Here is a 6,716-nt window from a genome sequence, read left to right on the forward strand (position 1 = left end):
GCCTACCGGCCCCGGCCCGCGAACCGCACGCTGGCCCGGTGGGGAGCGGGTGCGTGGTGGGGGCGGAACGGGGAGCGGGGCGGGCGCCCGGCCGGGGGCCGGCACCGGCGTGGCCGGGACTGCTCGCGGTCGGTGCGGCCACGGCCGTGGCCCTCGGCGTCCACGCCGTGGTGCCGGCGCTCGGCGCCGCCACGACGGGGGTCGTCCTGGGGGCCGCCGCGGCCAACCTGGGGTTGCTGCGCGAGCGGCTGCGGCCCGGCGCCGCGGTCGCCTCGCACCGGTTGCTGCGCGCCGCGGTGGTCCTGCTGGGGTTCCAGCTCGCCGTGCCGCAACTGGCTGCGCTGGGGTTCGGCGGCCTGGCCGTCGTGGTCGTCACCGTCGCGGTGACGTTCACCGGGACCCTCCTGCTGGGGCGGGCGCTGGGGGTCCGGCCGGTGCGCGCGCTGCTGGTGGCGACCGGTTTCTCCATCTGCGGCGCCTCGGCGGTGGCGGCGGTGAAGGAGGTCACCGACGCCGACGAGGACGACACCGCCGTCGCGGTCGCGCTGGTCACCCTGTGCGGCACCCTGGCGATCCTCGTGCTGCCGGCGCTGCGGGGACCGCTGGGCCTGGACCCGGTGGCGTTCGGGCACTGGGTGGGCGCCAGCGTCCAGGACGTCGGGCAGACCGTGGCGACCGCCGAGCGGGTGCCCGGCGCGCTGACGTGGGCGGTGGTCGTGAAGCTGAGCCGGGTGCTGCTGCTGGCCCCCCTGGTGGCGGGCGTCGCCCTGGCGGGCTGGCACCGGGGCACGGGCGGGGCGGGCACGGGTGGGGCGGGCACGGGGCGGCGGCCACCGCCCGTGCCGCTGTTCGTGGTGGGTTTCCTGGCCGCCGTCGCCGCCGGCAGCACCGGGTGGCTGCCCGCGGTGGCGCTGGACGCCGCCCGCACCGCGCAGGAGGTCCTGCTGGTGGCGGCGCTCGTCGGCCTGGGCACCGGCATCCACCTGCCGACCCTGCGGCGCACCGGGGGCCGGGCGGTGCTGCTGGGTGTGGGGGCGTGGGCGCTGGTCGCCGGCGTCTCCTGGGCCGGGGTGCGCCTGCTGGGCGCCTGAGCCCGCCGCGGGTGCGGCGCCGGTCCCCCGCCCGGGCGGGTTCAAGCCCCGGGCGCGAGCGGCCGATGCAGTGGGTACGAGCGGGAGGGGCGTCGCCGGCGGCAGGCCCGACCCCCTCCCGCTCCCCCAAACCCCTCCCCCGGCGTGGGTCCCGCACCGCGGCGCACCACCGCCCTACCGTGCCCCCCGGGACGCCGGGCCCCGGCGCCCGTCCGCCGCGCCGGCCAGGAGGGCACCGTGCACGAGACCGATCCCGCGATCCCGCTGCTGGACAGCACCGACCGGGTGTGGGCCCCGCGCGACGACGGGCTGTGGGAGTCCACCGACCGCATCATCACCACCCGGCAGCTGCTGGAGGACGCGTTCGGGCCGACGCGCCCCACCGCGGCGTCGCGGGTGTGAACCCCGCACCGCCCGTCCCGGCGCCGGGGTCCCGGCCGGACGGCTGGGAGGAGTCGCTGCGCGCGTTCGGCGACGCGGCGCGGTGGTTCGCGCGCACCACCGCGACGGCCACCGGCCGGTGGGAGCTGCCCGGCCTGGGCGAGTGGGACGTGCGCGCGCTGGTCGGGCACACCAGCCGCTCCCTGCTGACCGTGGAGACGTACCTGGGACGTCCTGCCCCGGCCGTCGACGTCGGCACCGCCGCGGACTACTACCGGGCCACGCGCCGGCTCGCCGCCGGACCCGGTGTGGCGCAGCGCGGGCGCGAGGCCGGCGCCGCCCTGGGCGAGGACCCCGCCGCCGCCGTGCCCGCGATCGCGGAGCGGGTGCTCGCCCTGGTCGAGCGCTGCGACGGCACGGAGCTCGTCACGACGATCGCCGGCGGGATGCGGCTGGCGGAGTACCTGCCCACGCGCACGTTCGAGCTGACCGTGCACACCGCGGACCTCGCGGTGGCGCTGGGCACCCCCGCGGACGTGCCCCGCACCGCTGCCGCGCAGGCCCTGCGGCTGGTGGCGGACCTCGCCGCCGGTGACGGCCGCGCCGCCGAGCTGCTGCTCGCCGCGACCGGCCGCACCGGGCTGCCGCGGGGGTTCTCGGTCCTGTGACCCGCGCACCCGGGCGCCCCCGCGCCGCCACGGGCCCCGGTCACCGCCGGCCCCGGGCCCACCGGCGAGGGCGCCGGTAAGTTGGTCCGGGTGAACGGTCCGCCTGATCCCGTCGACGGCGCGGTCGGCGCCTCCCGCGCCCTCGTGGGGATCGCCGTGCGCTCCCTGGCCGAGGCGCTCGAGGTGATGACGCTGCCCCAGTACCGGGTGCTCCTGCTGGTCAGCACCCGCGGGGCCATGCGCAGCGGCGACCTCGCCGCCGAGCTCGGGGTGCACGCCTCCACGCTGACGCGCACCGTGGACCGCCTCGTCGGGGGCGGCTGGGTGCAGCGCGCCGGGAACCCCGCCAACCGGCGGGAGGTGCTCGTGGAACCCACGGACGCCGGTCGCCGGCTCGTGGAGCAGGTGACGGCCCGCCGCCGGCGCGAGATCGCCACCGTGCTGGACCGCTTGGAGCCCGCCGCGCGCACCAGCGTCGCCGAGGGCATGGTGCTGTTCGCGAGCGCCGCGGAGGAGCCCGGTGCCGGTGAGCTGTCCCGGCTCGGCGTGGAGAGCTGACACCCGCTCCGACGGGTGGGACGGGCCCGGGCGGGGTACGGGGTACGGCATGGCACCCGACACCTCGACAGTCTCCGAGCTGCACCAGCGCCTCCACTCGCGGATGCAGGCCGTGCAGTCCGCCTACGAGGGCGACGAGGAGCGCCCCCTGGGCGGTTTCCTGACCCTCATGGGCGTCTACGTCGGCGCCGTGGGCGGCGCTGGCCTGCTGGCCCGCGCGCGGGGGCGTTCCCTGCCCGACCGCTTCAGCGCCGGCGACCTGGCGCTGCTGACGCTCGCCACCCACCAGGGCAGCCGCCTGCTCACCAAGGACGCCGTGACCGCGCCGTTCCGGGCCCCCTTCACCCGCTTCGCCGGTTCGGCCGGTGAGGGCGAGACCATGGAGGAGGTGCGCGGCGAGGGGCTGAAGCACTCGATCGGCGAGCTGCTGACGTGCCCGTTCTGCGCGGGGGTGTGGGTGGCGACCGGTCTCGTCGCCGGCGGTGTGCTGGCGCCCCGGCTGACGCGCAGCGCCATGGCGATGCTGACCGCCGTGTTCGGCTCCGACGTGCTGCACCTGCTCTACGACAGCGCCAAGCACCTGCCGGAGCGCGCCCAGCCGGAGGAGTGAGGGTCAGCGCTCCCGGGCGGGCGTCGCAGCTGTGCTTTCGGCAACGACCGTGCTTCAACACCCCTGTTGCAGGAAGGAGCAAGGCTCTGACCTGCACAGGTGCCGCACCGTGACGAGCTGAGGGCCCCGCGGAGCACGCGAGCTTTCTGCGATCAGACGTCTCGCACCCAGCGGGGCTTTGTGCGGCTGCCAGCGTTGCGGATCTCGCCTTGACGACGCATCTTCGTGAGCAGGTTGGAGATTTTCGACACCTTCTGCTCATCGCTGAGGGCGTCGCTCAGCTTGTCCCGGAGGAGCAGGTCGAGATCCTGCCGGGTCGCGGAACCGAACCGGTCGAGGTAGTCGGTGACGAGCCTGCTGTAGTGGGTGTCGTCCTGTGCCCTCGTTCTGATGTAGTCGACTCTGCTCGCCGTGGTGGCGGCGATCGCAGCGGCGACACGTAGGTGCGGGCGGCGGCCCTCGACGAGCCCGGCGCGCCGCAGCCGCCGCAACACGTCGTCCGGGACGGGCAACGACTTCTGGATCCGGTCGAGAGCCAGGACGTCTGTGAGCGGCAGGTCCGTGCGCTGCATGAGCAGGCGCGTGTACGCGGGGTCCACGACTCCGCCGTACAGGGTCAGGACGACCGCTCCGGGGTCCGAGAGGTCGTAGTCAGGCAGGGGCAGGTAACGCTTGGCCTGGCGGTCGTTCATCCGCCGGATGCCGTAGCCCATCGTGTCGATCATGTTGAGCTCGACCATGGCCTGCACCAGGAAGGGGTTGCGGTAGCCCAGCGGGACGCGGGTGCCCTGGGCGTAGTCGTCGGGGCTTCCCTCGAAGAACGAGCCGGCGTTGCGGAGCACCAGGCGGTCCGGCTGCTCGGTCACGACCACCCGAGCACCACGGGAGTAGTCCTGGTGAGCGATGCAGTTGTGCAGAGCTTCGAGGACGGTCTGCTGGTCGTACTTGGACACCTCCTGGGGCAGCAGCGCATCCTGCGGCAGGAGGCGGAGCTGGATGTTGCGGATCTGCCGGAAGAGGCGGGTCGTGCTCAGCAGGAAGGGCGGTCCGAAGTGCTCGTACGCCCGCTCCGGCCCGACGAGGCTCCAGGTGAGCTGAGCCGGGTGCGGCGAGAGCTTCCAAGCCGACTCGGCCCTGCCCAGCAGCAGCAGGGCCGTGCGGGTGATGCGGCCCTCCTGCGTCAGCTTGGCCCGGTCCGTGAAGGTGCCGACAGGCCAGCTGATGACGTCCCCCTCGGGGATGCGGTTCGCGTACTTCCTGGCGAACGCCTCCCTGGCGAGCTGCACAGCCACCGGGTCGAGGTCGTCGAGCGTCGCCCCCGGCACGACTGCCGCGGTCCAGTCCTGCTGGATCGTCTGACCGCGGATGGCGTCCTGCTTGTCCAGGGGCAGCGACGTGAGGCTCTCCCCGGCACGGGCGTAGTAGTGACCTTGCCAGCCGATCGGGATGCCGCGCGGCGCCGGTGGGATTTCGAAGAGGACGACACGGCCGTCCACGTGGTCCAGCTCGTGGATCTCCCGGAAGGTGGACTGCGGATCGGCTCCCTGCGCGATCTGCATCTTCAGGTTCTGCAGCCTCTCGGGCTCGGGACGGTAGTCGGTCCCCACCACGCGCCTGGACCGGTTCTGCACGCCGAAGACCAACCACGCCGCGTCCGCGCCGTGGAGGTTCGCCTCGTTGGCGAGGGCCGAGAAGTACCTGCCGATGTCGGACGTCGAGTAGGCAGCACTCGCCTCCTTGAACTCGACGACCTCGCTCTCCCAGGCCGCGATCAGCCGGTCGAGGAGGTCGGGCAGATCCCCGGGGGGCGAGGGCACCGCGTCAGGCTACCGTCACGCCGTTCTCCGGACCTGGCTCGCTGAGCCTGCTGAACGACAGCGCCGAGCACCTGCCGGAGCGCGCGCAGCCGGAGGAGTGAGGGCAGCGGTCCCGGGTGGGCGTCGCGGTGCGCGGGGCCGACAGGACCGCGAGCACGGCGGCGGCGGCGACGGCCACCGCGAACGCCCACCGGGTCCCGACCCCGTCGGCCAGGGCACCGGCCGCGGGGGAACCCACGGCGATGCCGAGGACGGTGCCGCTGGTCAGCAGGGCCATGGCCGCGCCACCGGAGCGGGTTCCGCCGGCCTCCGCGGTGACGGTGTTGAGGGTGACCATGGCCGGTCCGACGAACAGGCCGGTGAGGAACGTCGCCGCCACCAGGGGCGGGGTGGTGCCCGCCGTGGCGGCCATCGCGACGGCGCCGACGAGCAGCCCGGCGGCGCTGAGGAACCAGCGCTTGCGCAGGGAGACGGAGGCCGGGACGAGCACCGTGCCCAGCGCGGTGATCGTGGAGCCGATGGCCAGGGCCGCGTAGACGAGGGAGCCGTCGGAGGCGCGGCCGGCCTCGGTGGCGGCTGCCGTGAGCGCCGCCTGGGTTCCGCCGAACACCGCGCCCATCGCGACCATCCCCAGCACCGGCAGCAGCACGGACGGCCGCCCGACCCCGGCGCGCTGCGCCGGGACGCCGCGCGGGGCCGTCGCGCGCACCGGGGTCGTCGCCCGGTGGGTGCGGTGCAGCGCGAACGCCGTCGCGAACACCGCCGTCACCGCACCGGCCGCCAGCAGCGGGGTGCTGGTGCCGGCGACCAGGGCGATCAGCCCCACGGCCGTCGGGCCCGCCACGAACGACAGCTCGTCCACGACCCCCTCGTAGGCCAGCGCGGTGCGCACGTCGGCGGGCGACAGCCGCATCCACCGCACCCGGGACAGCGGCCCCACCTGCGGCAGCGTCAGGCCGGTGAGGAACGCGGCGGCCAGCAGCGGTGCGGCCGGCCGGCCCAGCACGCCCACGAACGCGGTCAGGGCCAGCAGGTGCGCGGCGACCAGCGGCAGCAGCACGCGCCGCTGCCCGTGCCGGTCGCACAGCACGCCGGCGCCCGCCGCGCCGAGGGCTTCGCCCACGGCGGTGGCGGCGCTGGCGGCCCCGCCGACGGCGACCGAGCCGCTGGTGGAGGTGACGGCCGCGAGCACGGCGATCGGCACCATCGACACGGGCAGCCGCGCCAGCGCGGACACGACCAGGTAGGACCAGCCGGCGACGGCGGGCAGCCGGCCGTACGCGGCGAGGGCGCCCCGGGCGGGGCGGGTGGGCGGCAGGGTCAGGACGTCGTGGCGGTCCACGGGTAGCCTCCAGTGCGGCGGCGCCACCCCCAGCCACTGAGGCGCCCGAACCCTGGATTTCTCCGTCGATGGTAATGGGGGCGAGGAGCCGGGACCAACCCGTCGCGCGCACACCTCACCCGGCCCCGGGGGGGGGGGGGGGGGGGGGGGGGGGGGGGGGGTGGGTGGGGGGGGGGGGGGGGGGGGGGGGGGGGGGGGGGGGGGGGGGGGGGGGGGGGGGGGGGGGGGGGGGGGGGGGGGGGGGGGGGG

At 76.0% G+C, this 6,716-nt stretch carries 7 protein-coding genes; 5 read left to right on the plus strand and 2 right to left on the minus strand.

All coding sequences use genetic code 11. The features are described 5' to 3' along the window. The first annotated feature begins 53 nt into the window (after window positions 1-53). The 5 genes from ACRYM0_RS13080 (at window position 54) to ACRYM0_RS13100 (ending at window position 3,308) form a co-directional block, all read left to right on the plus strand. Complete coding sequence (locus tag ACRYM0_RS13080) at window positions 54-1,091, plus strand: YeiH family protein (RefSeq protein ID WP_432505723.1); 1,038 nt, start codon at window positions 54-56, stop codon at window positions 1,089-1,091. 237 nt (window positions 1,092-1,328) lie between these two features. Continuing rightward, window positions 1,329-1,493, plus strand: a complete 165-nt coding sequence (locus ACRYM0_RS13085) for a hypothetical protein (RefSeq protein ID WP_432505725.1) — start codon at window positions 1,329-1,331, stop codon at window positions 1,491-1,493. Then, on the plus strand, window positions 1,490-2,140 hold the full coding sequence (locus tag ACRYM0_RS13090) for a DinB family protein (protein ID WP_432505727.1): 651 nt from the start codon (window positions 1,490-1,492) through the stop codon (window positions 2,138-2,140). The genes ACRYM0_RS13085 and ACRYM0_RS13090 overlap by 4 nt, the downstream gene beginning before the upstream one ends. 90 nt (window positions 2,141-2,230) lie before the next feature. After that, a complete protein-coding gene (locus tag ACRYM0_RS13095; protein WP_432505729.1) occupies window positions 2,231-2,698 on the plus strand; it encodes a MarR family transcriptional regulator in 468 nt (155 codons plus the stop codon). Window positions 2,699-2,747: 49 nt separating this feature from the next. Then, window positions 2,748-3,308, plus strand: coding sequence for a DUF1360 domain-containing protein (locus ACRYM0_RS13100; RefSeq protein WP_432505731.1), 561 nt, complete (start codon window positions 2,748-2,750; stop codon window positions 3,306-3,308). A 152-nt stretch (window positions 3,309-3,460) separates the two neighbouring features. Here ACRYM0_RS13100 and ACRYM0_RS13105 read toward each other — a convergent pair whose 3' ends face one another. Beyond that, window positions 3,461-5,125 (minus strand): RNA-binding domain-containing protein, encoded by a 1,665-nt coding sequence (locus ACRYM0_RS13105; protein WP_432505732.1) that lies wholly within the window; start codon window positions 5,123-5,125, stop codon window positions 3,461-3,463. Window positions 5,126-5,129: 4 nt separating this feature from the next. Next, window positions 5,130-6,467: an MFS transporter gene (locus ACRYM0_RS13110; RefSeq protein ID WP_432505734.1), complete on the minus strand. Its 1,338-nt coding sequence runs from the start codon at window positions 6,465-6,467 to the stop codon at window positions 5,130-5,132. Window positions 6,468-6,716 lie beyond the last annotated feature (249 nt).

Origin of the sequence: Kineococcus arenarius subsp. arenarius (genome assembly GCF_050871845.1) — a bacterium.
Classification (GTDB): domain Bacteria; phylum Actinomycetota; class Actinomycetes; order Actinomycetales; family Kineococcaceae; genus Kineococcus.

Coding starts and splice junctions, on each gene's coding strand:
- ACRYM0_RS13100 (WP_432505731.1), top strand. CDS start 2,748: ATGGCACCCGACACCTCGACAGTCTCCGAGCTGCACCAGCGCCTCCAC.